This window comes from Cupriavidus sp. 05N40 (assembly GCF_056397305.1).
Genome location: NZ_JBFTND010000097.1, coordinates 1 through 26,449 on the forward strand (window position 1 = coordinate 1; position 26,449 = coordinate 26,449).

A 26,449-nucleotide genomic window follows, 5' to 3' on the forward strand; every position below is an offset into this window, starting at 1 on the left:
CCACTCTGCTTCAGCCGTCTTTTCGGGCTGCTTGTAGTAGCCGGTCATCATGGCAGGCGAGCGGCCCACGAGTTCGCCAACCTCGCCAAGCTCGAGTTCGCGGCCTTCCGAATCGATAATGCGCACTTCGTCACCGGAGATTGGCCTTCCGACGGTGTGGAGCTTATCGGGATATTCATGCGCTCGCAGTTCGAATGTCGCCCCGCCCTCCGTCATACCGTAAAACTCCGTGAGCTCGCCTGGCCAGCGTCGCAGGATATCTGCCTTGAGCGCCGCGGAAAAAGGAGCACTGGTGCAGAAGCGGTTGTGCAGCGAGGAAAGATCGTAGCGATCGAAGTCCGGATCCTCCAGCAAGCGCTTGTACTGCACCGGTACCAGCATGGTATGCGTGGCACGGCAACGTTGAGCAAGCTCGAGATATTGGGATGCATCGAACTTCGGCATCAAGATGACTGTGCCTCCCAGTGCTAGCGTCGGGATAAAGCTAACCAGCGTGGTGTTGGAGTACAGCGGTGTGGAGATCATCGTGACCGCATCGGGTCCGTAGCCGCGCTCTGCGCTGCGCAYGGTGTAAGCGTGGCGCATTGCGTGCGACTGTACGATTCCCTTGGGCGTGCCAGTGGTGCCGGACGAGTAGATGATGTTGAAGGCCCATTCCGGCTGGATGTCAACAGGCCACGACGCGCTGCCCTTAGGGGCGAGCCACGCGTCGTACTCCTGGGTGTCGACTCGGATGAAGCGGATTCCCGTCGGCAGCTTTGCCATCGCCAGTACCTGTTCGACGGGCCCATCAATAAAGACAATGCGCGCCCCGGAATTGGCGATCATGCTTGCGAGGCTATCAGGGTGCGCATCAGGCGATAGCGGCGCCACCGAGGCCCCCGCGCGCAGGCTACCAAAGAAGACGGCGGCATAGCGGACGGAGCTCTTTGCGCAGATAGCGATGGTGTCCTGCGGGACGATGCTATCGCGTTGCAGTGACGCGGCGCAGCGGCCAACGATGGCGTCGAACGCGGCAAAACTGACCGTCTCTCCCTCACAGATGATGGCCGGATGCTCTCCACACGCAGCGGCGCATTGGTGAATCATGTCCGGCAGGCTCGTAAAAGCCGTAACGACAGACCGCGGCAGCAAATCCTGAGATTGCATCTGCGTAGGATTGGGGAATTCGTTCATAGTCTCCAGATCTCGTGTGTAGTAAATCCGCGGGAATATTCGACGGGCGCATCGCACCGCGGCTCAGCATTGAAGCGGGCGATGAATCCGCGACTAGACCTCTGGCTTGTAACCAAGCCTGCGAATGAATTCGCCCCACCTCTCCCGATCCTGGCCGAGTTGCTTTGTGAGACTGTCCACATCCCCTAAATCGGGTGGCAGCAGCCGTAACTGCTCGAATCTTTCGCCGAATACTGGCGCGTTCAGCACCCCTTTCACAAGCGCATTGACGTGAACAGCCAGCTCCCTGTCCATTCCTCGTGGGGCGTACAGGTCAAAGCTAACGGCAAGTTGCTCCATGCCCTGGTATCCCAATTCCCTGAACGTCGGAACTCCTGGTGCAAGCTTGGTCCTTGCTGGGCTGCTGATCGCCATAGCTCGCAATCTCCCTTTTTCGACGTACGGCATCACGGTCGACATCACGTCGAACATGACCTGAACTTGCCCGCCGAGTAGATCCTGGAGAGCCGGAGCCGAACCCTTGTAGCCAATATGCCGCATGTCGACTCCGGCCAACTGATTGAATAACAGGCCAGCTAAGTGCGATGATGTGCCGGGGCCGACAGAGGCGAAGTTCGTCTTCCCTGGATTGGCCTTCATCCAAGTGACCAGCCCAGCGAGATCTGTGGCGGGAACCGAAGGGTGCATGTACATGACGCCTGGCGTGCGAGCAATCTGCGCCACAGGCGTGAAATCTTGAACTGGGTCGTATGGTGTCTTGATCGTATATGGAACCAGCGTTAGCGCGTCACTGAGTGTCAGCAAGAGTGTGTAGCCGTCCGGCGCTGCATGAGCGACAGCGCTTGAGCCGACAATCGTCGAACCTCCAGGCTTGTTGTCGACTACGACAACCTGCCCCGTTGCCTTCGTGAGCTCTTGGCCCAACGCACGCGCGAGATTGTCGGTCGCCCCTCCCGCGGGAAACGGCACTACCACGCGGATAATCTTGTTCGGGTACTTCTTTGCTTCCTGCGCAAGAGCTAGATGGCTTGCAAATGTCGTGCCTCCGAACCATGCTGCACCTACAGCCGCCAAGAACGATCGACGTTCCATATGTTGTCTCCTCTTCCGCTGCGATATCACCATCATCATGGTTGCGCGGTTTTTTATTTGTACCTGCCTTTTTTCGTACTCATCTATTTCTTGCGTGCTTTCGTCTTTTGAATCTCCTCCTCAACGTCCCGCAACTGATCTTTTCCGAAGAACATTTCATCACCGACGAAGAATGTTGGCGAGCCAAACGCGCCGCGGGAAAAGGAGTTCTCGGTGTTTTCTAGCAAAATCTGTTTGACTTCGGAATCTGCGATGCGCTCCTGAAATCCCTTACCGTCCAAACCGACAGCATCGAGCGCCGTAGCGATGACGGCCGGATCATCCATTTTCAACCCTTGCTCCCACATATTCTCGAAGACGACATTCACGTAGGACATAAAGGTGTCGTTCTTTTGGGCGGCCACGGCGCCACGCATTATCTGCAAGGTATTGATAGGCCAAAAGGGGTTATGTTGGAACGCCGTCAGACCGTGCCTGGCGACAAAGCGTTGCATCTCCAGCTCCGCATACTCCGGCTTGTTCTTGATTCCCCCAAAGGCTTCGGCTGGCGATCGGTTTCCTGTTAGTCTGAAAATTCCGCCAAGTAGCACCGGAACATACTCAAACTCGACATCTTGACGTGCCTCAATAGCCGGAATGACCTTGTGGCTAAGATAGGAATTTGGACTACCGAAATCAAAGTGGAACTGGACACGTGGGGCACTCATGATGTCTCCTGGACAACGAGCATAGTGAAGTCTGTGTGAAATGTAGCGACGGCCCGCAGGCCGTGCGTGTGTGGCTCGACGCCGGTGCAAGAGGGTGGTCAGCTTCTCCGAGAGTGCCATGATGTCTGAGAACATTCAGACAGTACCGATATCAGGTGTTGGTCGGCCGACCGTGTGGCTTCGAACCGCTCCCTCGCGTCGCCTGCCGAACGCGCCTCAATCGTAATGACACCGGCTAGCTCAACGGCCGAGTTCAATACGAATAGGGAAAACTTCTTTGCGTCGTCGTGTGATGCATTCTGGTCTTTAGACGTCATATATTTCATGAAGATTTCCGGATGGATTTCTGCTTGTGCCAGCGGACTTTTTGCAAATCGCCTTGAGCAATTCTGCCGTTGCACCACGCCGATTAACGCTCTACGCCACTTCGAACAGTCCCGCAGCACCCATCCCGCCRCCGATGCACATGGTGACAACCACATACTTTTCACTACGCCTTTTGGCTTCGATCAATGCATGAGCAACAAGCCTCGCCCCCGTCATACCGTATGGATGACCGATTGAAATGCCACCACCATTGACGTTGAGGCGCTCCGGATCGATATCAAGACGATCCCGACAGTAGATGACTTGGCTTGCAAACGCTTCATTCAGCTCCCACAGTCCAATATCCCCTACCTTCAGGCCATGGCGCTCCAAGAGCTTGGGGACCGCGAAGACTGGGCCAATCCCCATCTCCTCTGGCGCACAGCCAGCGACTGCAATGCCGCGATAAATTCCCAAAGGCTGCAAACCACGGCGCTCAGCCAAGCGGCGTTCCATCAGGATGGAGGCGGACGCACCGTCAGATAGTTGACTGGCATTGCCACCGGTAACTACGCCACCGTCAATTGCAGTCCTAAGCGTTCCCAATGCTTCCACCGTTGTGCCGGGACGGTTTCCTTCATCTCGATCAAGTGTCACCTCACGGAAACTGATCTCCCCCGTGTCCTTGTCCTGGATGGCCATCGAAGTCCTGATTGGCACGATCTCATCCGCAAAAAGCCCCCTCTCCTGAGCAAAGGCAGTACGCCGCTGCGACTCTGCTGCGTAGACATCCTGGGCCTCCCGCGAAATGCCGTACTTACGGGCTACGAATTCGGCCGTCTGCAGCATAGGCATATATGCGTGGGGAACTCGTTCCGTCAAAGCCGGATCAGCGGCACTAGCCATCCATTCGACAAAGCGGTCCTGCACCAGCGAGATGCTCTCTTGCCCGCCTGCGGCAACTACATCCATACCGTCCGCCATAATCTGCTTGGCCGCCGTGGCCACGGCCATCAAGCCAGAGGCGCACTGGCGGTCAATGGTCTGTCCAGCGACGCTGATTGGCAATCCGCCGGCCAGAGCACCAAGGCGGCCAAGATTCATCCCCGCTGTACCTCCAGGCATCGATGTACCGACAACGACGTCCTCGATCTCTTCCGGCGCTACTCCTGCGCGTTGAACCGCATGCGCAAGAACGTGGCCGATTAGGGAAGGCGATTTCGTGTTGTTCAGGGAACCCTTATAAGCACGACCGATCCCGGTCCGCGCCGTAGAAACAATGACTGCTTCGCGCACACTACGCTCCTAATGATGACAATATGGGCAGACACAAGTCGCCGCTCTATTGATCCGTATAGACGAAGGGGCACCGACTTTCGGTCGTCCGGGACTTCCTCTCGCTGGCAATCTGAGCCGACATGCAGGATCAATAGCAGAAGACGACAAGCTGATTTGATTACCAGTTTTCGATCCAGGGACGCAGGTCCAACTCGAATGTCCAGGCATCACGCGGCTGAGAATGGAGGTACCAATAGTTCTCTGCGATATGCTCCGGGTTCAGGATGCCATCTTGGTCTTTCAATGCATAACGGTCAGGGAAAGTCGAGCGAATGAACTCGGTGTCGATAGCGCCATCGACCACAATATGTGCGACGTGAATATTCTTGGGCCCGAGTTCGCGCGCCATGCTTTGTGCAAGCGCGCGTAGAGCATGCTTCGCACCTGAAAAAGCAGCGTAATTCTCTTTACCTCGCAGCCCTGCAGTCGCACCCGTAAAGAGAATGGTGCCCCGTTGTCGCCTGACCATGCGTCGGGCCACTTCCCGGGCATTCAGGAAACCTGAAAAGCAGGCCATTTCCCAGATCTTGAAGTACTTGCGCGCGGTCTCCTCAAGGATTGAACTAGGCACATTGGCTCCGATGTTGAAGACGAGCACTTCGATTGGTCCAATCTCAGACTCGATCTTTTCGATAAGTGCCACAACCTCATCTTCCTTGCGCGCATCCGTGCCAAAGGCGTAGGCCGTACCCCCTGTACTCCGAATCGACTCGACCAACGGCTCGAGCTTATCCGCAGAACGGCGGGTTACGCAGGCAACCATGCCTTCCGCGGCGAAACGTCGGGCAATCGCTCCACCTGTCGAGTCGCCCGCTCCGATTACGAGCGCTACCTTCTGCTCTTTTGCATCCATCCTGTCGCCCTCCTTTATTGATGAACTATCGTTTAGTTAACGGACGATAGTTCATCACGAGGACAGCGTCAAGAGCAACATACCCGCATGAACCCGCTGCTGCGATCGACTCGCGTCGACCATTCATCCGTGCAGTTACTGAGGACGCATTACGCGGGTGGCGGGGAGGATACCCTTCCCCATTACAGAGACCGCCTTCGCGGTGGATATGCGAGGAGCCGATCCTCGAATTGAGTGCGTACGGACGCCCGCCGGACTCTTCTAACGCGGCCTGCATAGGGCAGCTCCACGGGTGGCATGGACCGTATCCGGCACAGATTGTTGCGCAATGTGCCTATGAGCTACTCAACGGTAGCTACGGTACTTGTCTTGCAAGCTGACCAGTCATATTATACAAAGGTTGATTGAAGGACGGACGGCATGGGATCAGGGCCTGGTACGCCGACCCAAGGAAATTTGTCGCCACGATGCTGACGCTATGCGCGAGGGAAGATTCGCATCTGACGGGACAGGCCGTGGCCGTTGACGGCGGGATCTCGGCACTGTGATCGCACGCCAACGAGGAAATGCTCGTGGGTTTTGCACAGCCCCCAAAGTTTTGAACTCAACCACCGCGCGCCGGCGTTCATGGACGACGGGAGAAGATCTTGGAGAGCAAGGCGTGTTATGGATAGCGATAACGGTTACGTCTGGCACTACACAATAGGGACGCTCCTCGTCGCTATTGCGCACTCGAGGCGGCTGATGCCGGCAGTTACGCACGCGACAGCACCGCGTTCGGGCGACGAAATACTGTGGTTCTCACGCAATCAGCAGTGGGACCCGTCCGCCTTGGCTGACAACAGATTGAGTGGAGCGAAGCAATTGCTTTCGCGTGCCGCGCTACATGCGCGGTTTGGCCTGTACCGCTTTGGCTTGCCTGAGGGGGACATACGCCTGCTGCCGTGGCCGACGGTGACACGTGTGGCCGATATCGATGTGCGCGAGGCCATGGAGATGGTCGCCAGCGGCCTGCGTTGCGGCGCGGCCCCCACCGACTGGGTCGGCGCGCTGACAGCGATTCCGCTCCGTGACCTTCACCTCGAAAGATGGACCGGCGCCGCCTGGATGCCGGCAGCCCTCGATGAACTTTTGGCCAAGGTAGCCTGACGAAGGTTTACGCGTCCAGCGAGTTTGACCGGTAGCCCTCAGAACCCTCGACGATACCAGCCACAAGCATTTCACCCGGGGATCTCGCCTTGCCCGATGCAACTGGAGCATTTCTGATCCACGCGTCTGTCTGCTGCGGGTTGCACAATCACCGCAATCTGATGCGGCCCGCCGAAGACTCTGACAGTCGACAGCGCGATCGACGTGATGTGCCCTCCGATCCGGCTACACTTGTCACTACGCCGGCCCGGCCCATGTAGGACCGTGAAATTCCCCAAGACGTATAGCGGTCGGATCGCTGATTGATTCGCCGCACAGCAAATTCTGATCGCTAACGACGTTCTTAACGCCTGCGACCTGCAGGAAAGACCCGGCATCTTTCACCGTGGCCGGCTGTTGCGTGCCTCCTTGGAAGGGCTGCAGAAATAGCGCCGACGCGTTCGCACGAGTCGCTCTGGAAAACCCTCCGGCACAATCGGCCTTCGAGCAGACCTGGCACGACGGCTTCACTCGTTCGCTCGCAATCCGAGCGCGGCAGGTGCGCGATCTTGCTTAGACGCTGACATTACCGGCGGCGAGTAGAGAAGCCCGATCCGGTGGCGAGGACTAGCATGAGTTCGTATTCCTGCCGTCCTTGGCTCTCAATTCGGAGCTATGGCGCGCACGGTCATATTGTTCTTGTCATCCTCTCCAACGCCCTCTTTCTCGGTCGTCAGCGAGAGCTGTTCTACCGGATAACCGTGATGTTCCCAAGCATCAAGGCCGCCTTTCAACGCACGCACGTGCCGAAATCCCTTTCGACGCATTTGTTGCGAAATCGTCTTCGCCGTTGCTTCGTTAGGGCAAACGCAATAGACCACAAGATCACGTTCGAGTAGCGCCTGATCGACTTTCTCGGGTGAAGCCAAGTCAATTGGTATTGCGCCCGGGATGCCGTGTGGTTCTGCATGGCGCACCGCTTGTGGGCGAGCATCGAGAATGACAGGCGGACGCTCTGACCGCATCATCTCATCAAGCTGATGAGGTGTAATCCGAATATGCGCGAGCCAGCGACGGAAACGTAGCCGCTGAATCCATCGGTATGCCACAAACAACGCCGCGACAGCAAGGAGAACTTCGGCAACAGTTACGCCCTGCGCACTCACCAGGGACATCATCCTGGTCAACTGTGAACCAAATAGCGTTCCTCCAGCGAGCCACACCCCTGACCACATCGCGCCGCCAGCGATGTCCCACGAGAGAAAAACTCTTCGGTCAATCTTGGTGGTACCAAGGAGCGGAGACGCGATAAGTCCAAGACCAGGGACGAACTTCGCTACAAGCAGCAGTGGTGCCCCATAACGCTCGAACCAGGCGGTGGCCTTCCGTAGGCTCGAGTCCAGCGATAGAGATACTCGGACTAACCGTGCGAGGAGACGCCGACCATACAGCCGTCCAAGCGCAAACCATAGTCCATCCGAAATGAGAACAGCGGTGACCGCGGCCAAGAATACTGAACCGAAGGAGACGAAACCAGCCGCTACCTGAGAGCCAGCTAGGAGAAGCATCGGTGCCGCGGGAACCGGCGCGCCAAGTTGGGTCACCAGGACGCTGAGAAATACTACCCACGTTCCCCATTCGGAGATTAAGGCTGGGGAGAAAAATGTCATCAACAATCGACTCCGCTTACTATTGACGGTCGACCATGTCGCAAGTAGCGCACGCGTCGATGCGTCGCATTGTCACACAAGCGAGGAGATCCTGCGTCGCACGGGGAAAAGTGATAGCCCTCCAGTTCCTCCCTCGATACAAACATGAATCTATACGACCCCGGAGATCGAACCGATGCACACGAAATTCTGCCCTTGAAAACTAAGATGACCGGTCATATACTGTCGGTTTGGGGAAGGTTCGATCACGTTCTTCAAAATTTTGACTCGCAAGGAGAAGTTCCGGAATCTTGTGCGGCGTATTGGATTGCCGAAGTTTCAATTAGAGGCTGAGAGATGAATCGTAGAAATGTGCTGAAGCTGGGTGCACTGTGCCTTATGCCCGCGCTACCCCTTATCGCTAGTGCGGAAAGCGCGAGCGGTCTGAGTTACCAAGTGTTCACTGCCACCCGTCTGGGTCTCAATAGGGACATTCCGCCGGGAAAAGAATCCCTTATGTGGGTTGCTAACTCTTCCACGCTGATTTCTGGGAAGAGCGATGCTGTACTGGTCGACACGTTCCTGACCATAGCGCAAAACGAGGAATTAGCAGACAAGATTGCGAGCACGGGCAAGACGCTCCGAACCATCTACGTCACCCATGCGCATGGTGATCACTTCCTAGGACTGAAAGTCCTCCTTAACCGCTTTCCTGATGCGAAGGCGTTAGCGACACCGGAAGCGGTAGCCAGCATGCGTATTCAGACTGCTCCGGAGACGTTCGATGGCATGTGGCGCAAACTCTTTCCGGGACAGGTTCCGGACGTCATTGCGATTTGCGATCCTATGGAGGGCGACACGATCGAACTAGAGGGGGAGAAGCTTTCCGTTGTCAGAGTTGGCCATACGGATACGGACAATTCAACCTGCCTACACGTCCCCTCGATCGGTTTGGTCGTTGCAGGGGACGCCGTCTACAACGGCATTCACCCCTACTTGAGCGAGTCGACCCGGCGCGACCAACTCCAGTGGATAGCCGCGCTGGACAAGATCGATGCGTTGAACCCTAAATTTGTGGTCGCTGGCCATAAGGTTCCAACCCAAGACGACAGCCCTCGCAATATTGAAGAGACACGTAGGTACATTCGCGACTTCATCCGACTGGATGAATCTACGACATCGGCCCGCGAGCTATACGATCAAATGCTTACGCTCTATCCCGACCGTGCGAATCCAGGGTCCCTATGGAGTGCGGCACGGGCTGCAAAGACCCAAAGTAAATAGGAACCTCCTGAACCCTCTAAAGATAGCAGAGCGTTGGTAGCCCAATGATTCCGGCAGCAGACCGTGCACACCTGTCGGGTTACCGGCGCGGCACCGGCCTTGATCGGGGCCACCTCGCGCCGTCGGCCGACTTCCCCGACCAGGCCTCGCAAGCCGAGAGCTTCAGTCACGCCAACGTCGTGCCGCAGTCGTCGGTCAGCAATCGGAGGCTGTGGAATCATATCGAGACGTCGACCCGCCGCATGGTGCGCGACTACGGCCAGGCATTCGTTGTGACCGGCCTGGCGTTCGATGCCGCGCTATCCGCACGTCTGGACGACCGAGTCGCCATCCCCACTTATCTGTGGAAGGCAGTCTACGTGCCCGGTGTCGGCGCTGCGGCCTATGCGGCACGAAACGACGCGACTCCGTGGTACGCCGTCGTGAGCATCGCCGAGATGGCCAACCTCGCCGACGTCGATCCTTTCCCGCGCCTCGACGGGGCATACCTGGTGACGCCGATGACGCTGCTTGCACCGACGCCGCGTCCGGGCGAGATGGCGGGCCGCAAGGTCAGCCTCGCCACGCTCACATCCGTTGCTATTGAACTGTCTGAGGCCCCTGAGGCCCAGGACGCTCGGCATCCTGTCCTCCGGTCCGGTTCCCTGCCCTTCATTCGGGCCGTCTTCGCCCGCGGCTAATTCAGGAGAAMGACATGGAACGCCTCAAGCAAATCATCCATACCATCCGCACCGACGAGGAGGCCCGCTCTGGCGCCATTTTCGTCATCGCCCTCATCCTGTTCTTATGCTGGTGGGGCGCGACCGGTCACTGGGATGACTCCCCGTACCTGCCGTCCTTCCTGCGGTGATCGCCCGCTGCGGGCTCGCCGCCGGACCAACTCGCGGCGAGTCAAGCCGGAACACAAGGGGACCCCGAGCACATGAGTCCACCCTATTGGCGGAAAGACGCGTGTTTCTTGCGTCTTTCGAGGGACATTCCAGCGCCTAGGTCCGCGCCAAGACGCTAATGCAGGACCACCCGAATAATCGGCAACCTGCTCTCTTCGGTCACGGACAACAATACCGCCGGGTCACGCACGGCACGCAGCGTGCCCTCGACGTCAGCCTGCAATAGCCACGCAGAGAGCAACCCACCAAGCGCTGTGAAATCCAAGTTTCGGCCCGGCGGATCACAACCGATGAGTGCAAAGGCCTGCCCGGTCTCGTCGTTATCGGCCAAGCTCACCCCGATCTCTCTTAGACGCTCGATCGCTGATGCCGCCGGCCCGTATTCGATGACGCATTTTGCCAAGTCACTCAGAAAGATCCTCACGGTTTCGCCCGGCGCCCGCCGCAAGTGGGTCAGCTCCAAGCAAGGATCTTCCGCTAAAAACACCTGCACATCGAGCGTCCATCCCGCTGGGTCATCCGGCATCCAACGCAAATCGACCACCAGCATGCCCCACTCGGTGCGCAGGCCTCGACGGCGCCTCTGCGCCTCGTCCAATACGTCCGGATAGGTCAACGCCTCGGCGCGCGCCACCGCAATGACGTACTCGGGCAAAGCCACCAACGGCCACGCTGCCAACGCCTCGGGGTCCACCCCGCGTCTCAAGATATCGCAAAGCTCTTGCGTCGTGTACACGCGATCTTCGTACTGCTGCACTTCCAACATGACTGACTCCTGTTTAGCTCTCGCCGATCGCCGCGATCTTTCCCAATAGCCGGTAAAGCGCCTGCCGTGAGATACCAAGCACTTGCGCGGCCTTCGCTTTATTGCCCTCGACGGCGAGGAGCGCAGACTGCGCCTGCTCGGCTGTGACCCGCGGCTTCTCCTGACGCGCCATCGCGGTGAAGGTCGACAGGTAAGCGCTAGATTTCGACGGCTTGCTGTGCCCAGCCGCCTCGACGACCGCCAAGATCGCCTGACGGTGCGCCTCGATGTCTGGTGCAGACCCGCCCTTGATCGGCGCATCCACGCCGGTCAACGTCTTGTAGAACTCTTGCAAATACTGATGTCGCAGCCCATGACTAGTCACACCGAGCCCTTTCTTGCAAATCCCGTACTTTCGAAGCACGTTGTTGTAGTGACCCCGCCACTGTTTGATCGAATAGCACGACGGTGTCGTTGATCCGCTCATCGGATCCACCAGGGCGGCCGCCTCCTCCAGAACCGCCAGCCGCAACTGCACGGGCACCTCGCGTTTGCGGCCGCCCTTCGTCCCATCTACCACCCGTAGCGTGTCCAGATTGCGAAGTGCCGTGCGGATCTTCAGCGAATAGCTCTCCTCGATGCGCAAGCCGAATGCCGCTTGCAGCTTGAGTTGCACCGCCACGCGTGGGTGCTCGGCTCCAATCTCCGCAATCTTGGCCACGGCGTCGATACCGTTGCCCTCCCAGGACTTGTCCGTCATCGTCACGTAGCTACGCACCAGCCCGTGCTCCTCGCGGTCGGCGTAGTCCCCCAAGGTGCGGATCAGGTTGTGTTTCCCGATCCACTGACTGAACGCCTTCAGGTGTGACAGCTTGTTCTCGATCGTCCCGCCTGACTGTTTCTGCGACAACCAGTAGTCCACCAGCGTCTGCACATGCTTGTGCCTCAGCGAATGCGGGCTCTCGACGTGGAACCCGCACGCGTGCAGTTCCACGAATGAGCGGCACACCGTGTACATTCGCCGCTCCTGCGTCTTGATCGAAGCATTCTTGTGGCTGATCCGTGTCTGGCTCAGGATCTTCCTCACGTTCCCAATCACCGCCACCTCGATTTCGGCCTTCAAGCGCGTCGGCAGGTTATACCTTGCCAGAAGGCCGCGCACATCAAGCACTGTTGACTGCCGCATTCGAAATTCCTCTCATTTTGCGTTGTCCTGCACGCCCGACCCGTCCCTGCGTCCCCCGTGACGCGTGGTGCATAGCCGTCTCTGGCGCTTGCTGTATTGCCGTTTTCCGTCGGCTACGGTCCTGCCTTCCGATCCTTTAGCGATCCCCTTGCTGGTCGGCCCCACACGTGGAAGTGCGTGTCATGACCGTCCCGTTCCCTCCCCGCCAGTCGCGCTGCGCGCAGTCCGGCCATGAGGGTTCGGGCTACTCGGTTGTCGGGATCGCTCCCGCCATGTACGTCAACCAGTGCTTGCGCACCAGCCGTCGCCACCCGTGTAACTCTCGTTGCGCTGTTTCTTTAGACGGTCGCGCTCACCGTGCTCGTATCGTTCCAGAGAGTTCATGACCTTGCGCCATGCAATCCCCCGCCCCCCAGGTGACGACATCTGGACCGCCGTGTATCGGGCCCGCAGTGTTCGTCTACCCCGCATCTCGCTGTCAGGCGTGTTCAGGTTAAGGAGGCAGCAAATGTGTCCGAGTGTCCGGTCTACACATGTCCTCATCACGTCCAAGTCTTCCAGACAACCCGCAAAGCCATATGGCATTGCAGTGTCCGGTGTCCTCAGTGTCAGCCAGTCTGTGTTTGTGGCGAAAGAAAAAAATGCCGCGACAGTGTGCGGCTCGGACAGCGTGGCGACCGACAACCCCTTTCAGGGCGGCTTCGGTGCTTGGGATGGCCGCCAACGTGGCGGTAGGTCGATGCGTCGGGGACGCGAGAAGTACGACAAGGATAGCCGGCCAGGCGCAGCTGTGCAAGCCGGAGAGGCCGCGAATCGTGCGTGAAATTCGTGACGTTACGTCGGCTTGACTTTGTTTCTTTGGCGGTAGAGTTGGTCTGTCGATGTGCCACGTAGAGGGACTTGGTCAAAGCTGAACCGAGCAAGTCCGATCAGATCAGGGGAAGTGGGACTACGAGCAACCACCCTGGTTTGTCTTGCTCGGTCCAAGTCCGCCCTAGTGGCACTTCGAGCCATCAATACCCGATAGGCACTCACCAAGGAGTATCCGCTCATGAAAGTTTCGACCGTCGCAATCGATGTCGGCTATGGCAACACGAAGTCCGCATTCCCGCTCGGYTCTGACGTCGCCACCAGCATGTTTCCGTCGCTGGCGCCGCTAGCTGCGACCTCTTCGTTGACGCCGCATAGCGGCTCCATCCTACGTGCCCGGAATGTCGTCGACGTGGTCGTCGACGGGGCGCGATACGAGGTCGGGCCGGAGGTATCCATCAGCGCCGCATACGGGAACACTGGCCGGTCATTGTCCGAAGACTTTGTCACGACCCCGAACTACGCTGCGCTGCTGGGCGGGTCCTTGCGCTATTCGAACGCCACCGAGATTGACCGCCTGGTGCTGGGACTTCCCGTGCACAACACCCAGAAGTACGCCGGCTACCTGAAGGACCGCTTCAGTGGTGAACTCGACTTCGGCTGGGGTCCGATCCGGGTGCACAACGTGCTGCCGCTGCCTCAGCCTATCGGAACATTGGTCACATTCATCCAGCAGTGCGCCAAGCAGTACGACCCCGACAACGCCTATCTCGTGATTGACGTCGGCTATTTCACGACCGACTGGGTGGTCGCACGCGGCTATACGATGGACGACACCCGCAGCGGTGGCGTGCCAGGCGGTGCATCTCGTATCTATCAGCAGGTGGCGAGGCTCATCTCGCAGGCCGAGGGCGCAGCGGTGGACAGCATCGAGCGGATCGACAAGGCAATCCGCGAGGCTAAGCCGATGCTCTTCTATCGCAAGGATCTGGATCTGCGCCCCTTCGTTGACGAAGCCATTGCGGTTGCGCAGCAGTCCGTGATGGAAGTTCAAACGCGTGTCGGTCGCACCGAGGATATTCGCGCCATCATCCTGACCGGAGGCGGAGCGAGCTTGTACGCGCCAACGATTCAAGCGGCGTTTCCGCACAACGACATTCATGTAATGGATGCGCCCTGCTTTGCCAATGTTCGGGGCTTCCATACGATCGGCTCTGCACGCCATGTGTCGAAGTCTTCCTGAGCCGGCAGGACATGGACAAGCTGCAGATAACGATCACGCTGTCCCCCGAAGCTGCACCCGACCTGTTGGCCTATCTGCGAAAGATACCCGGCGCTCGCGAGCGTGCCTTTGTATTTCGACTGCTCGCGCAGCACGGGTTGAGGGCGCTTGGCGGCGCGGGTCCCGTGGGATTGCTACCAGCACCTGAAAACGCGCCGACCAGGACGCCCCTCCCAGCGGGGGGCGCCATCCCAACAGATAGCAATGTCGATATCAGGGAACACAGGCTAGAAACGAACTCTCCGCTCATGCCAGTCCCGACTAGCCCGTCCATCGCGGCGCCGCAAGGTGGTGCGTCGTCAGTGGATACGACGGATGCCTTCACCATTCTGGACGTTGGCGCGCTGAACGATGCGATGGCCAGATTTGGATGAAGCCAACAACACATTAGCGATCACGTATGCAAAGCCTCCAAATGCAGATCACATTGACCCAATACACGACGCCCCGCTTGCTGGCCTACCTCAATGAGATTCCCACGGCGAAGGACCGCGTCTTCGTGCTGAAGATGCTGGCCGAGAGAGCGGTTGAGGCGGGCATCGGCCTGCGTGGCCCTGAGCCTGCCCTCTCACCGCGACCGGCGGAACCAACGACGGCCAGAATGAAGACGGCACCAAAGACGACACCGAAGAAGGTGACACCCAAGACTTCTTCGAAGAAGCCAACATCCCGAGTCGCAACCACCCGCACGGCCCATACGCCGAGCCCGAGTAGGCGGCGACCCGCCTCCGGAGACAGAAAGGCGAGCAACTAGAGGCATCTGCCAGAACGCTATGCGCGACCATCTAACCTACGTCCACACGGTTGCGCGAACAATGCACGAATAGGAGTGGGTCCCGACCCCCTTGACTCCCGAAGGGGGCGGGTACAGTAGAACCAACCGCAACGAACCAAGATAGGTCGACATACACCATGACGGAATACGAACTCTTCCGCTTTTTCAAGTTTCTGCTGGCATTTGGCATCTGCTGGGCCCTGTGGGAATGCGCACTGACTCTATTCGTGGCGGTGCGCCGCCGTTGAAATAGGTTTAACTTGATGGGCACGCGTGCGTCTTAGACGCACCGATTCGGGCCTGGCCACACTTGGTCCGCAGGTGTCTCACCTTCCTTTCGGCGGCGCTCTTACTTGGTGCATGGGCATCACGTAAGCGCGTTGGCGCCTCAAGGATTCCTTGCTCTGCTGAGCATCGAATAATCGCCCGACCGATCGCCATGAAGACGCCACAGACTACTGAATGGGACGCCACATAGATGACCATCAGCGTGAAGAACAAGCGGACGGGAGAGCGAAGGAGATTGGACAAGGATTCCAAGGTCTTCCTCTGAGGGAAAAAGATAATGGGATTTCCCGACAATAACGACAATCTCGGGGCCGACCCTGAAGCGGGCTATCTACCAAGTGGCGACGCGGTGACGAACATTCGTCTGGCTACCACCGATCGCTACAAGGACAAGACTAGTGGCGAGATGAAGGAAGCCACCGAGTGGCATCGCATCTCGTTCTTCGGCAAGCTCGCGGAGATTGCGGGCGAGTACCTGAAGAAGGGGTCTTCGGTCTATATCGAGGGTCGCATTTGCACCCGCAAATGGACAGACCGGTCCGGTGTGTAAAAGTACAGCACCGAGATCGTTGCCGATCAGATGCAGATGCTTGGCAACCGCCAGGGTGGCGGTGCCAGTGACAATGATGGCTACGGCCAACAGCCGTCGCGTTAGTCGCAAGGCCAGCAGCCCGGCAGCCAGGTACAAGGACAGCGGGGCGCACTGCAGCGCGAGAGTGCGCCGCCGCGTCAGCAGCCTCCCGCTTCGGGCAGCTCATCCCGACTCCCTCTCGCGGTTCGCCATGCTGAAAAGACCCTCTGACTCGGCCAGGCTCGGCCGGGGTGCCGTTTGAGCAAGCGATTTCCCCCGCCTGTCTCAGGCATCGACCAACCATTCCGACCGGAGTCCCATTGGGAAAGCTCCGATAGCCCGAAAGCGCACCAAAAATCGGCGCCTTTCCGGGATTTCCAGTCCTACGCGTAGGACTGGCGGGCTCGGCGGTCGCGCGTCGCACCTGGCTGCCCCCTCCGACGCACAGCTACGGGCTCCTGCCCGCGTCGACGCGCGCGACTATGAGTGTGCGGCTACCCGGCAGACCGTTCGGCTGATCCGGCAGATCTCGCCCGCCGGCAAGGTACGCGTGCTCATCACCAATCTGCTCGACATGCAGCGCTATCCGGCGCCCACCTTCCGCGATCTCAACCATCAACGCTGGCGCCTCAAGCACCGCATGGCACCCGAACATCTATCCGGCCTGTCACAGTTGGCCGCTAGGCAGGACTTCGGCGCCAAAATCCTCAGCGACAACCTGCACGCTCTATGCTGCCTTAGCGCCGCGCAGGAACACGAAATCGACTCGGACCGTCGCATCAACCGAACCTTCGCCATCACCGCTCCCAAACCTGTCCTGTCAGCGGCGCTGCTCGGCTTGCGCAGGGCCAAGGCCGCTCTGAAGGAGACCTTGCGCGTCGCGCAGGGTGGTGCGCACTCAAGAAATCGGTTCTGGCTGGGACGAATTGCGCGCTCAAGCGTGCGAGGATGCTTGGCGACCGAAAACGAATTGGCCCAAGTACCATGCCAGCTCTGAGTTGGCCAGGATGATTTCTTCGGACACGGATGAGGGCTCCAACTTCATCCGTCTCAACACAAGCTTGCCCTCACGCGAAGCCAGCCATGCGCGGACAAACTCCAATCGCGCTTTGGTATCCAATGCCCCGAAGTGTTCGCGTCCCTGTTGCGATTCTTCGTTCATGCGCGTGCGGGTCTCGACTTCACGTGAGGCAACACTGCGCTCCACGCTTGTCTTGACAGCAATCTTCACTGCTTCTTTTTGTTCTTTCTCCACGAGCAGATCAGTCTGAACCTGAACCATCGTCCGCTCGGCGTCCGACATCCGCCAGTTGTCGCGCAGCGCTTTCATCAAATAACCAGCGGGACTCTTCTTCACCTGACCGCGATTGAGCTTGAACCGCGTGTACTCGATCGCCTGCAGGATGYGATCATCGCTCCATGTCTCGCGGTTCTCGGAGATCTCGCTGAATTGCCGTGTTGAGAGGTTGAACTCTTCCTTCAGGATCTTATAGATCTGGCTGGCGTCCGATAGACTCGCCATGACAGCGTCGGCCGTGTCCTTGCGTTTCAGAATGAAGCGAATCCGGTCGACCTTCTTCGATGACGTGGACTCGGTCTTGGTCTCATAGGAGAGCTCGATATCCGAGATCTCATTGATTTCGCGGACCGCCGGCTCCAGCCAATCGCGCTTGAAGTATTTGAAGATGGTTGCATTCGCGCCCATCTTGCCAGGCCAGGTCCGCATCTCATCGAGCTTGATCCAGTCTGTACGTCCGCCAGGCACGCTTGGCAGGACTTTGTCATAGATGGCCCGTGCGAGACTCCTGGTAAAAGCCGTTGATATACGAAGGCTCAGCCAGTGAGACTTGCGGGGATCTCGAATGTGTGGGATCARGCTGTGATGCACATCGAAGCGGATGCGGCCACGGTGCATCGCTACCATGCCGATGAGCTGGACCTGGATCCAGATATCGTCCTCATCAGGCTCCTGGCCCGACGGTGTATTCGTTACCCGAACTTTGGCGTTCTGGGCTTCATCGGCGACGGTACGTAGATGTTTCAGGTTGCGACTGTCATAGCGCATCAACCACTTGAAGTAGTTCAGCTCGACATCGTACTGGTCACGAATTTCCGGCTCTTGTGCAACGATGAAATACGCGGCGTCCAGGAACCGTCGCGCCGCCAGCCCCATGTTGACAATTTCCGTGAAGAAATTGTTTCGCTGATAGCCGATTTCACGGTTTGCCTCGTTGATAGGCATCCCGAGGTCGAACATGTCCTCGAACAATGCCAGTGCCATTTGGCGAGGTGTCGTCCTCGCATTGACCTCCACCGGATTGTCCGTCGCCATACTGGTCTTCTCGCTCGTTTGGTGCTCGACGGACTCTAGCATGTGATGGTGAGGTCCTGTCAACACAACAAACCTCACCATCCCGTTGTCCTTCTGCGCTCGGAATCAGCGTGGCGGAACTCTGCGCACAATGAACCTCACCTGATGCACAACGAACCTCACCCAGACTCGTCACCACTACGGTTCAGGCGTTGACCAGCCTGAGCAAAATGGACTTGTGCACAGGTGGCGCACAATACTTCTCACCATCGAGGTGCCAGCACAAGCAACCTCACCTTGTCGTGGAACAGACCTCACCGTGCCCGCACAGTAAACCGCACCATGGCGACACACTGAACCTCACCTTTGGCACAGAAAACTTCACCTTTCTAAGGTTAAGTCCTTGATCAAAAAGGAGTTCGTGATCCTCTGTTTGTTGGTTGGGTGGTTTACTTCAAAAAAAAACAAACCAACATAGACCTACTCCAGAAACAAGAAATGATCGCAGGGCATCGGCCCTCTGATCGATGTGCGGGCGCAGCGTGGCCACTGCCATCGTGTCCCAACTACTTGGGCCGAGCGTTGAAATGATCTAAGAAGCACCCGTCCAATGCCACGAAGCCTCCCCGAGAGGGGTCGTTTGGATCAAGGTGCGCCAATCGCCTCAATGAGCTATGCCACCCTCAACGCCATGGTGAGGTTCTTTGTGAACCACGGAAGGTGAGGTTCTTTGTGTCGCTTCCATAGCGGTTCTATTTGCACAATGAACCTCACCGTCTAAGCGCGTCTCAGGGGGCAGTGAATGGTGAGGTCTATTGTGCATTGATAGCTCCGATATGTGCCCGTTTGAGATGCTGTGTGGAGGAGGCGAGGACGCGCATGACGATACGGTATCCGCGGGCATGACCTGGGACACAGGTAACTGCCTCGGTCACTACTTTTCCCTCAGGAGTTCCGTCTTCAAGTCGACCGAAGGTGAGGTCGATTGTGCTGAGGGCCGAAGGGGGCCCTCCTCTGTCTTGCCAGGCATTGAGTTGGACCGAAGCGAAGGTGAGGTCCATTGTGCCTGTTCACCCAAAACACACTTAGACGGTTCTGCCGAACGGCACAAATGACCTCACCTTGGCAGGCGCTTTCGGCGCGAGGCGCCATAGAAGGTGAGGTCATTTGTGCTGATCCGGGTCTGGGTGTGTACGACGGACGGATGCCCTAGATTTGTTTTGTGAATATCTAGGCGGCTGAAATTGCCTAAAATTTAGGCAAAATGGTTGTCCTCACGGAAGATTCCATTACAAATCAGCGATTTATGCGCCGTTCCTTAAACATTTCAGGTATTCTGAGCTTTATTGAATACTTCGGATAAACCTCAGAATGGTGAAAACAAGCCAACTTCCAGCAGTCGACCGAACTGTACCGCTTGAGCAGATATCCCAGTTCGCGGAAAAGGTCACCATTTTTACCCATGAACTTCGCGAGACGATTCTCGCACCGCGGCCGCGGAAAGCCGCACCAATTTTCAAGACGGGGGAGATTGCAGATTTGTGCAACATCTCGCACTCGCAAGTGCAGTATCTTGCGACTAAGGGGGATGGCGACCTCCCGCCAGGGAAGGCTGCGGGTACTGGGCGTACCAGGACCTTCACGCTGGAAGAGGCGCGTATCTGGGTGCAGAAGGTCTCCGACATCTATCAGACACCGCTCGTCACTGGCACGAGGGAGCCTGAGGGAAAAATCATCATCACTGCCCAGCTCAAGGGCGGGTCCGCAAAAACCACCACGACCATGTGTCTTGCGCAAGGGCTGACCCTGCGCGGCCGAAAAGTTCTGGTTGTCGACCTCGATCCGCAAGCCTCGCTTTCGGAGCTGTGCGGTTTGTATGCCGAGAAGGATGTCTCGCCGGATGACACGGTGCTGCCCTACATCTATGACCAGCAAATCGAGGGGGGACTGCTGGGAAGCATTCAGTCGACCTATTGGGATGGCCTGGATTTGATTCCCGCGCACACAGAACTTATCGGGGCTGAGTTCCATCTGCCCGCGATGCAGAAAATCAAGGCTGGCTTCCGCTTCTGGACGGTGCTGAGGGAAGGGTTGGAGCCTTTGCGCAAGCACTACGACTATATCCTCATGGATACGTCTCCCTCGCTTTCCTACCTTAACCTGAACGCTTTGCTCGCTGCAGACGCGATGGTCATGCCGATGGTTCCTGAGAACCTCGATTTCATCAGCTCGTTGTCCTTCTGGCGCCTGTTTTCGGACGTGTCGAAGAGCTTCATTAAATATGAAGCCGACAAGAAGTACGACTTCGTTTCATTGCTGCTATCAAAGGTCGACTATGGGCGCACCTCATCTGCGCCCATCGTGCGTGCTTGGGCGCAGAGCGCATATGAGAGCTGGCTGCATTCGATTGAAGTGCCAGCGAGTTCCGTCATGAGCACCGGCGCGCTGGCATTCTCGACCGTCTTTGACGTGAGCAGCACGCATAGTGCTGCGAAGTCGCTGCAGCGAGTGCGCCAACCTATCTTTGACTACTGCCGGTGGTTGGATGATATCTATGCTGAAAAGTGGAGGAACGCGCAATGAGCAATATGCGAGAGCAGCTGCTGGCCAAGACGGCGGGCATTCGGAAGACCTCGGCGATTAATCAAGACGAGGTCAAGCGCACCGATCGAACCCAGACGGCGCCTGGCCTGACTGGTGCACTGGCCGTTGCGCAACTCCGTGTCCAGGAGTTGGAAGCAAAGGGCGTCGCGTCTCAGCTCGCTATTGCCGACCTCGTGCCGAACCCATGGCAGCCTCGACGCGTGTTCAATGAAGTCAAGCTGTCAGAGCTTGCAGAGTCGATTCGCGAAGTCGGCTTAATGCAGCCCATCGTGGCACGCCGGGCTGAAAGCGGCTACCAAATTGTCGCGGGTGAGCGCCGATGGCGCGCCCATAAGATGCTTGGTCTTGATACCGTCAAGGCAGTCGTCGTGGAGTGCTCCGATGCCGATATGGCGGTGCTGGCCATGGTCGAGAACATCAGCCGGGACGACCTATCCGATTACGAAGTCGCGCTGTCTATCCGGCAGACGGAGAAGGAATTTCCCTCGCRAGTTCGACTCGCGGAGGCGCTTGGGCTTTCCAAGAGTGGCCTCTATCGATTCCTTAGCTTTGCGCAGTTACCAGATTTTGTACTGAGCGATCTCGATCTTCAGCCGCGGCTGCTGGGTGGAAGCGCGGCCGAAGCCATCGTCACAACAATTCGGAAGTATGGCGAAGCGGGCAACGATGCTGCTAAAGCGATTTGGCCGCTCGTAGCTTCGGGAAAGATGGAGCAAGGTAAAGCTGCCGGTGCCATTAAAGCGCTTGCGACCCGGCAATCTTCAGTTCCAAGCTCCGCGAGTGAGCGCAGCATTGACAAGTTTTTTTCCGGCAAGGACCAGGCAGGTTCGATTACGAAGGACGTCAACGGCTTCACAGTGAAGATCAGGGCCGGAGTACTGACGGCTGCCCTGGAGACCCAGATTCGGCAGATCCTTAGCGAAACGTTCCACCACCAGCCCAAATAGTTGCACCCTGTACAAGTCTCTGGCCCGCATTGCGCGGGCTTTTTTTTGCCCGTCAGCTTGTACCGGAAACGGATGCCCTCTGTTTTTCCGTGGTGCGGACAAGGCCCGCGCCAACCGACCTTCCCAGTGCGACTGCCAATTCCTAAGAGCGGATTGTCTGCGTGGTAGGTCATCGGCTATCCAAATCGAGGACGTGCCTATCAGTTCGGGAAAGCCAACGAGCGTCGGGGGAACCGGCTCATCCTTTGGAATCGTCGTGCGCCAGCCGAATTCGGCAACGCGCAAACTTGGGAAAGTCGGCCGGGCGCCCCCGGGACCGGAACATTTCTATGCGCGCCCGGCGCCTCCACTCACAGTGGGCCAGTCCCGAAACTCTAAGCGACCRCCTATCCGAAGGTAGTGGATTGCCCGACTTCGAACGGTTCACGGGAGTTCGCTTGGATGCTATCGGTGCCCCGTGGACACCTTCCCAAGTTGGGACGGTTCCGGGCTGCAATTGCTACTGCGTGGCCTACGATGACTCGCCTTCCACGAATCTCGCCCGGGCGTTCGATCCCAGCCCAAAAACATCCGATTGGTGGCGACCGGGGCGCTTTGCAGATCTTTCCAACGTGGAACGACTCCCGAATTTCATGCGATCTCTCCGCCAAATTGGGCGGCCGACAAGTCGAGGACCGTCCCAAGTTGGGACGGTCCCGCGTCGCGTGCCATCGCTAGGAGAAGCGGCCTTGGCGAAGCGCATCGTCCCCAGCGTGTGGCTCCAGCCGGCCCGCCGAGTGAAGTTCCGACGTCGAGGCCGCCCCCTGTGGACCGTCCCAAGTTGGGACGGTTCCAGGCCGCAATTGCTACTGCGCAGCCTGCGATAAGTCGGTCTGTGACTCGCGCCTAAGCCTCAGACCCTACTCAGAAATCATCCAAAGTTGGAGATGGCCGGCGCTCTGGTTCCCAACCTGGGAGAACTCGCGAACTTCATGCCATCTTCTGGGCAACGGGACGGCTGATGCGGCTCTGGACCGTCCCAAGTTGGGACGGTCCAGAGCCGCAGGCTACCGATTAGAGAAGCGGTTTCGGTGAACCTCACTGTTCCCGGCGTGAGTGATCCCAACCGGGCAGAGTTGCGGCATTTAGGCCGCGCCTAGCGCACCGTCCCAAGTTGGGAAGGTGCGCAACCGCAAATGCTGTGCATCCTGCGATGCGCGGCTTCCCTGAATCCCGCCCAGGCGCTAAGCCCGGCCAGAAGCCATCCGAAGGTGGAGGTGACCGACGCGCTTTGCAGGCCTTTCCAACTTGGAACAACTCCCGAATTTCATGCGATCTCTCGCCAGACTGGGCGGCCGACAAGTCGAGGACCGTCCCAAGTTGGGACGTCCAGAGTCGCGTGCCACCGCCAAGAGAGGCGATCTCGGCGAAGCGCATCTTCCCTGGCGTGAGTGAAGCCAGCCGGTCCGCCGTGTGAAGTTCTGGCTTCGATGCCGCCCCCTGCGAACCGTCCCAAGTTGGGACGGTCACGGGCCGCAATCGCTAGTGCGTGGCCTACGATGAGTCACCTTCCACGAATCCCGCCTGGGCGTTTGATCCCAGCCAAAAAGCTATCCGAGGTTGGCGGCGACCGACGCGCTTTGCAGGCCTTTCCAACTCGGAACAACCCCCGAATTTCATGCGATCTCGCCGCCAGATTGGGCGGCCGACAAGTCGAGGACCGCCCCAACTTGGGACGGTCCAGCGTCGCGTGCCACCCTGGGAGAATCGGTCTCGGCGAAGCGCATCGTCCCCAGCGTGATTGATGCCAGCCGACCCGCCGTGTGAAGTTCCGGCTTCAAGGCCGCCCCCTGCGGCCCGTCCCAAGTTGGGACGGGCCGCAATCGCTAGTGCGTAGCCTACGATGAGTCGCCTTCGCTGAATCCCGCCCGGGCGTTCGATCCCAGCCCAAAAGCCATCCGACGTTGGAGGCGACCGGGGCGCTGCGGGTCTTCCCAGCTTGGGAGAACTCCCGAACTTCATTCCGTCTCCCGGCCAGGATGGGACGGCTGACAAGTGGGGGACCGCCCCAAGTTGGGACGGTCCTGATCCACACGCCACCGTTAGGAAGCGGCTCGGTGAGCCCTCATTAATCCCAGCACGAGTGATTCTCGTCGGCCATCATGGGAAATTGCGGCATTCGGGCCCTGCCCCGCCGGCCATCCCAAGTCGGGACGGTACCGATCGGGCATGCAGTTGCCTATCGCACGATGACACAGCCTTAGTCGATCGCAGCCAGGCAGCTCATCGTGGCCAGAAACCATTCGAAGTTGGGGGAGCCGCGGGCGCGCTCTGCGGTCCTCCCCGACTTGGGACAAGTCCGGACCTTCATGCCACCTCCTGGCTAGGATGGAACGGCCGATGCGAAGCTCACGGACTTTCCGAAGCCGATCAATCCCTGCATTAAGTTGCCCCAAGTCGGGAAGCGTCCCAAGTTGGGACGCTTCCACGCCGCCATGCCGCTGCATACACGGCTTCCGCGAATTCCCGACAGGTAACCCCGCCTGAAGCCCACCGGAGTCGGAACGACCGTCGGCGCGCTCTGGGGGGCCTTCTCAACCTAGGACAAGCCCCGAGCTTCATGCCGCCCGCAGGCCAGGATTGTACGGTTCACGGAAACACGTAGACTCTCTGAAGCCGATCGCGCCCTTCAGCAAGCTGTTGCCCGTTGGGCAACTCGGACCTTCCCAAGTCGGGACGGTTCGGGCCGGCAATGCCGCCACCTATCCGACGATGAAGTGGTCTCCGTGAAATCCATCCAGGCCGCCGCCCACGCCGGCCATCGACCTTCCAAGGTTAGGCGCGTTCCCGAATCGCCGTTGCGGACCTCTCGCGTTTGAACAAGTCCCCAACTTCACGCCACCACTTGGCCTGGATGACACGGCTGCCGTGACGCTCACTAATTCTCCGCAGCCAACCAATCCGTTCAGGAAACGGTCCCAGGTGGGGACAGTCCCGAACCGCACGCCACCGCCTACCTGAAGATGCTCGCGAAGCTCCCTTACGAGCCAATCAGTCGTGGCGCGGCGCACCGACCTTCCGCGGCTGGGGCGCTCTCTGGCACGGCACGCGGGCAAAGCCAATTCGGGATGGCGCCGACCGGCCCCTCCAATTGTGAAGGGTAGCCAGTACGACACGCGACACGAGGCACCGTCCGGATTGGAATGGATTCTCGGCAAGTCCGATGGAACCGTCCAACTTGAGGAGGGCGGTGAGCCACAGTGAGCGTCCCAATTTCGGAGAGTTTGCAAGTCGCGCTCAGAGCAGCATCAGTCGGAAAGATCGCCCAGCCGCGCCGCAGCCTCTCAAAACCCGACGTGTTCTGAACCGTCCGTGTGGCATGCCAACGGAGCGAGCGATCAGGGAGCGACTTACGACAAGCGCCGAATGGCTCTCCCGCTTCCGACGTTTGCTGGGATTTCCACCTCACCTTAGACAATGGCGGCGAACCCTCTGGCGGGGGCGTTGGTCCGCCGGAGGGTTCGCATCCGCGATGCGAGATTTGAGCCCGCCCTGACGCGGCAAGGGGTCTTTAAGCGCGTATGCAGGATTAACTGAAGCGCCCGATCGCTCGGAACGCGAGCGTCGTAGCGATGAGGCAACCAGCCGCCAGGTCGCCGCGATCACTCGGTACGGCATGTCGTCGATCCGCTCGGAGCCTACCAACGCGCTTCCAGCAACCCACGGGAATGAAGAAAAGGACGTGAGTGACACCATGGATCACGCCTTACCAAGCGTCCGATCGCCCAACTCATGTTTCCGCTTGCAGATAAACACACCACACGCGGCAGATGAGCCTTCCTCCTCGGCAACCGCGTCTGAGAGCAGCCCAACGCGGGCGGATAGATGCAACCTGGAAACGGCGGACTCGCCGATTCCGGCACGTTGCGTTTGGCAACCGCACCATCTTCCCAGCAGGCCGCTCCAGGCAACGATCTACTTTCGTGGCAGCAACGTGGGACCTAAGTGGAATATACGTGCCATGCACGGCCCACCTATGTGCCACGTGTGAGATGAAAGCGCGTTATACCGTCGCGAGCAGCACGGAAGTGGCGGGTTGTGTTTTGGCTGTCACTGAGGGCGAGGCTGGCTCGACGAGTTGCGAGGTCGGCTCGGCTCCACGAGATTATGAACACGCGAAAGGAGCTTGGTTGGAAGTTCAGGCAACGTGCCATGGGGCCGCTTTGCACCGATCCGGCGTCCTACACAAGCCTGGACACGCCGTTGTTTGCGCAGCAGGGCACCATGGCGAGAGCCATGGAAGGCGCTGAGGTCCATCCAACTGCCGCAGGCCTGGTGGTCGCCCAGCACTTGGGCAGGGGAGCCACAGATGCCAGGAAATTTATATACTGAGTGCGCCGGGAGACCGGCAAGGAGTTGGTGGTGCAAGTCCACTACGATGAAGGAATAGCGAGCCACATCGGCCCCGAGCCGTGCGCAGGCCACCGCGAGGTGGTAGGCGAAGCGTCGGTAGGGGAGCGTATGGGCC

At 58.7% G+C, this 26,449-nt stretch carries 17 protein-coding genes and 2 pseudogenes; 10 read left to right on the forward strand and 9 right to left on the reverse strand.

The features are described from left to right. From AC1DO7_RS22150 to AC1DO7_RS22170, 5 genes are all read right to left on the reverse strand, one after another. Positions 1-1,176: class I adenylate-forming enzyme family protein (locus AC1DO7_RS22150; RefSeq protein ID WP_477116571.1), on the reverse strand; the 1,176-nt coding region annotated here is incomplete at its 3' end. A 93-nt stretch (positions 1,177-1,269) separates the two neighbouring features. Next, complete coding sequence (locus AC1DO7_RS22155) at positions 1,270-2,268, reverse strand: Bug family tripartite tricarboxylate transporter substrate binding protein (RefSeq protein ID WP_441623248.1); 999 nt, start codon at positions 2,266-2,268, stop codon at positions 1,270-1,272. Positions 2,269-2,351: 83 nt separating this feature from the next. Continuing rightward, entirely contained in the window at positions 2,352-2,975 is a 624-nt protein-coding gene (locus AC1DO7_RS22160; RefSeq protein ID WP_441623250.1) for a 2-hydroxychromene-2-carboxylate isomerase, read from the reverse strand. 417 nt (positions 2,976-3,392) lie between these two features. After that, a complete protein-coding gene (locus tag AC1DO7_RS22165) occupies positions 3,393-4,577 on the reverse strand; it encodes an acetyl-CoA C-acyltransferase (protein WP_441623252.1) in 1,185 nt (394 codons plus the stop codon). Positions 4,578-4,737: 160 nt separating this feature from the next. Further along, positions 4,738-5,472, reverse strand: a complete 735-nt coding sequence (locus AC1DO7_RS22170; protein WP_441623254.1) for an SDR family oxidoreductase — start codon at positions 5,470-5,472, stop codon at positions 4,738-4,740. Between the two features lie 446 nt (positions 5,473-5,918). On the opposite strand from AC1DO7_RS22170, the pseudogene AC1DO7_RS22175 reads away from it, so the two are divergent. Further along, positions 5,919-6,020, forward strand: a pseudogene (locus AC1DO7_RS22175) (SDR family NAD(P)-dependent oxidoreductase); the annotation flags it as partial. A 118-nt stretch (positions 6,021-6,138) separates the two neighbouring features. Continuing rightward, entirely contained in the window at positions 6,139-6,621 is a 483-nt protein-coding gene (locus tag AC1DO7_RS22180) for a hypothetical protein (RefSeq protein ID WP_441623255.1), read from the forward strand. A gap of 641 nt (positions 6,622-7,262) precedes the next feature. Here AC1DO7_RS22180 and AC1DO7_RS22185 read toward each other — a convergent pair. Then, positions 7,263-8,270: a DedA family protein/thiosulfate sulfurtransferase GlpE gene (locus tag AC1DO7_RS22185; protein WP_441623257.1), complete on the reverse strand. Its 1,008-nt coding sequence runs from the start codon at positions 8,268-8,270 to the stop codon at positions 7,263-7,265. Positions 8,271-8,705: 435 nt separating this feature from the next. Between AC1DO7_RS22185 and AC1DO7_RS22190 the strand changes: the two genes are divergently transcribed. From AC1DO7_RS22190 to AC1DO7_RS22200, 3 genes are read left to right on the forward strand one after another with little or no spacing between them, the layout of a single operon-like run. Beyond that, positions 8,706-9,533 carry an MBL fold metallo-hydrolase gene (locus AC1DO7_RS22190; protein WP_441623259.1) on the forward strand — a complete coding sequence of 276 codons (828 nt, stop codon included), beginning with the start codon at positions 8,706-8,708 and terminating at the stop codon, positions 9,531-9,533. A gap of 44 nt (positions 9,534-9,577) precedes the next feature. Next, positions 9,578-10,213, forward strand: a complete 636-nt coding sequence (locus AC1DO7_RS22195; protein WP_441623260.1) for a DNA/RNA non-specific endonuclease — start codon at positions 9,578-9,580, stop codon at positions 10,211-10,213. Between the two features lie 14 nt (positions 10,214-10,227). Then, positions 10,228-10,383 carry a hypothetical protein gene (locus AC1DO7_RS22200; protein WP_441623262.1) on the forward strand — a complete coding sequence of 52 codons (156 nt, stop codon included), beginning with the start codon at positions 10,228-10,230 and terminating at the stop codon, positions 10,381-10,383. Between the two features lie 155 nt (positions 10,384-10,538). Here the strand turns inward: AC1DO7_RS22200 and AC1DO7_RS22205 are convergent, their stop codons facing one another. Then, complete coding sequence (locus AC1DO7_RS22205; protein ID WP_441623264.1) at positions 10,539-11,189, reverse strand: hypothetical protein; 651 nt, start codon at positions 11,187-11,189, stop codon at positions 10,539-10,541. Between the two features lie 13 nt (positions 11,190-11,202). After that, positions 11,203-12,354 carry an integrase domain-containing protein gene (locus AC1DO7_RS22210; RefSeq protein WP_441623265.1) on the reverse strand — a complete coding sequence of 384 codons (1,152 nt, stop codon included), beginning with the start codon at positions 12,352-12,354 and terminating at the stop codon, positions 11,203-11,205. A 1,051-nt stretch (positions 12,355-13,405) separates the two neighbouring features. Between AC1DO7_RS22210 and AC1DO7_RS22215 the strand changes: the two genes are divergently transcribed. The 3 genes and pseudogenes from AC1DO7_RS22215 (at position 13,406) to AC1DO7_RS22225 (ending at position 17,077) form a co-directional block, all read left to right on the forward strand. Beyond that, the gene (locus tag AC1DO7_RS22215) at positions 13,406-14,407 is read left to right on the forward strand and encodes a PRTRC system protein D (protein ID WP_441623267.1); all 1,002 of its coding nucleotides are present in this window, start codon (positions 13,406-13,408) and stop codon (positions 14,405-14,407) included. Between the two features lie 1,379 nt (positions 14,408-15,786). Beyond that, positions 15,787-16,146, forward strand: a pseudogene (ssb, locus tag AC1DO7_RS22220) (single-stranded DNA-binding protein); the annotation flags it as partial. A gap of 484 nt (positions 16,147-16,630) precedes the next feature. Then, positions 16,631-17,077 carry a hypothetical protein gene (locus tag AC1DO7_RS22225; RefSeq protein WP_441623269.1) on the forward strand — a complete coding sequence of 149 codons (447 nt, stop codon included), beginning with the start codon at positions 16,631-16,633 and terminating at the stop codon, positions 17,075-17,077. Here AC1DO7_RS22225 and AC1DO7_RS22230 read toward each other — a convergent pair. After that, positions 17,015-18,412, reverse strand: coding sequence for a replication initiation protein (locus tag AC1DO7_RS22230; protein WP_477116572.1), 1,398 nt, complete (start codon positions 18,410-18,412; stop codon positions 17,015-17,017). The two genes, AC1DO7_RS22225 and AC1DO7_RS22230, sit on opposite strands and share 63 nt — an antisense overlap. Positions 18,413-19,762: 1,350 nt before the next feature. Here AC1DO7_RS22230 and AC1DO7_RS22235 point away from each other — a divergent pair. Together AC1DO7_RS22235 and AC1DO7_RS22240 are read left to right on the forward strand one after the other, a co-directional pair. Beyond that, on the forward strand, positions 19,763-20,974 hold the full coding sequence (locus AC1DO7_RS22235) for a ParA family protein (protein ID WP_441623271.1): 1,212 nt from the start codon (positions 19,763-19,765) through the stop codon (positions 20,972-20,974). Continuing rightward, positions 20,971-21,942 carry a ParB/RepB/Spo0J family partition protein gene (locus AC1DO7_RS22240; RefSeq protein ID WP_477116573.1) on the forward strand — a complete coding sequence of 324 codons (972 nt, stop codon included), beginning with the start codon at positions 20,971-20,973 and terminating at the stop codon, positions 21,940-21,942. Before AC1DO7_RS22235 ends, AC1DO7_RS22240 begins: the two co-directional genes overlap by 4 nt. Positions 21,943-26,449: the final 4,507 nt, after the last annotated feature.

Coding starts and splice junctions, on each gene's coding strand:
- AC1DO7_RS22155 (WP_441623248.1), bottom strand. CDS start 2,268: ATGGAACGTCGATCGTTCTTGGCGGCTGTAGGTGCAGCATGGTTCGGA.
- AC1DO7_RS22160 (WP_441623250.1), bottom strand. CDS start 2,975: ATGAGTGCCCCACGTGTCCAGTTCCACTTTGATTTCGGTAGTCCAAAT.
- AC1DO7_RS22170 (WP_441623254.1), bottom strand. CDS start 5,472: ATGGATGCAAAAGAGCAGAAGGTAGCGCTCGTAATCGGAGCGGGCGAC.
- AC1DO7_RS22180 (WP_441623255.1), top strand. CDS start 6,139: ATGGATAGCGATAACGGTTACGTCTGGCACTACACAATAGGGACGCTC.
- AC1DO7_RS22185 (WP_441623257.1), bottom strand. CDS start 8,270: ATGACATTTTTCTCCCCAGCCTTAATCTCCGAATGGGGAACGTGGGTA.
- AC1DO7_RS22195 (WP_441623260.1), top strand. CDS start 9,578: ATGATTCCGGCAGCAGACCGTGCACACCTGTCGGGTTACCGGCGCGGC.
- AC1DO7_RS22200 (WP_441623262.1), top strand. CDS start 10,228: ATGGAACGCCTCAAGCAAATCATCCATACCATCCGCACCGACGAGGAG.
- AC1DO7_RS22205 (WP_441623264.1), bottom strand. CDS start 11,189: ATGTTGGAAGTGCAGCAGTACGAAGATCGCGTGTACACGACGCAAGAG.
- AC1DO7_RS22210 (WP_441623265.1), bottom strand. CDS start 12,354: ATGCGGCAGTCAACAGTGCTTGATGTGCGCGGCCTTCTGGCAAGGTAT.
- AC1DO7_RS22235 (WP_441623271.1), top strand. CDS start 19,763: ATGGTGAAAACAAGCCAACTTCCAGCAGTCGACCGAACTGTACCGCTT.